At 44.8% G+C, this 1300-nt stretch carries 2 protein-coding genes; one reads left to right on the top strand and one right to left on the bottom strand.

The features are described 5' to 3' along the window. The coding region (locus ACN0IC_RS15495) for a hypothetical protein (RefSeq protein ID WP_416879649.1) at nucleotides 1–180 on the bottom strand (180 nt) is incomplete at its 3' end. Between the two features lie 458 nt (nucleotides 181–638). On the opposite strand from ACN0IC_RS15495, the gene ACN0IC_RS15500 reads away from it, so the two are divergent. Continuing rightward, the coding region (locus ACN0IC_RS15500; protein WP_416879650.1) for a hypothetical protein at nucleotides 639–1300 on the top strand (662 nt) is incomplete at its 3' end.

Here is a 1300-nt window from a genome sequence, read left to right on the forward strand (position 1 = left end):
AGTCAACACGGTGGCCCGCGATTTCTTTGTCACACCTGCGGCTCCAGCTTTACTAGAAGCTGGGGTCTGCAGAAACATGTGAGGCGGGTTCACGAAAGCAACATAGTTAATATGTGCGAGTACTGCCCGTATCGCTTCGAATCGCGGGCCAAATGGGTTGACCACATGAATGAAAATCATCTCCCCCCATCTTCTGACGGTTTTCAAGTTACCAGCTCGGCATTTGAAGGAACTATCTTCGTTCTGTCATATTTCTTCTTCCAACATACTTTGGACACTAGCCTAGGTAAGCACGCCATTTGTCCAATGACATAACCGCCACAAACCGACAATTGTTTCAGACGGGGACATGCTGGAGCGAATAACAGAGCGGGTTATATTTTACACGCGTTTATTAGGTGGGTGAATGGTGCACACACACATACACACACATACGCACACACACATGCGCAGGAGCCATTCAGTATTCTCTGTCCTTCTCCATCACCATGGGACGAGGAGTTGGTGGCGAGGGCGGCGACGAGCCTGTCTCAGTAGACGCATTTCACTTTCGCACTGAGTTTCCCGTTCGTGAGCAGAGCGGGTCATTGCACGTTGAAAGAAGAGTTCATGATCAGCTTCTTGAGCTGAGAGGGCGAGTGGATGAGTTGGAAACTCTTGGAACAGGGCGATCTCAGTGGTTCTTCATTTCAAGCAATGTTCTTAGAATTCACATTAGCAAAATTTCTACTCCCACCATAGGCAAGTTTATGACTTTTTCACCTGTTGGAGCCACTAGAAGTCTTGCCTACAGAATAAAGCTTTACATGATCAATGTAAAAAATGTAAATGACGATTTTTGTGTTATTTATAACATTATTCTCAAACTTTTCCAGCGTGAGCTGATTGGTTTTGATAAGACTAATCCTAAGAATTTACGAAAATATTTCAAATTCATAAACAAAAAAGGAATCAAATTCCCAATTTGCGCGGCCGGTCTGCACCAGCTTGAAGCTCAAAACCCGCAACACAACTTGTGTTTAAATGTTTGGAATTTGCAAAGCGATACTAATGCGCTGTGTCCGTTCTATTTATCCAAAAACAGATCAAAAAACCGGTGCTGTGTGCACATGATTATGATGTTTGGTGGCACCACTCAGCGACCAAACAGCCACTCTGTTTATATTACTGACATGAGCGCTTTTTTACGATGTCATAAGTCTGGCGGTCAGGCGGGCAAAAAGCACCTGTTTTGCACTTCTTGCAGCTTTTTCAAAACGGCCTCACCATGCAAAATGCGAAATCACTATCGCGCGTGCAC

The organism is Litorimonas sp. (assembly GCA_029936425.1).
Taxonomy (GTDB): domain Bacteria; phylum Pseudomonadota; class Alphaproteobacteria; order Caulobacterales; family Maricaulaceae; genus Litorimonas.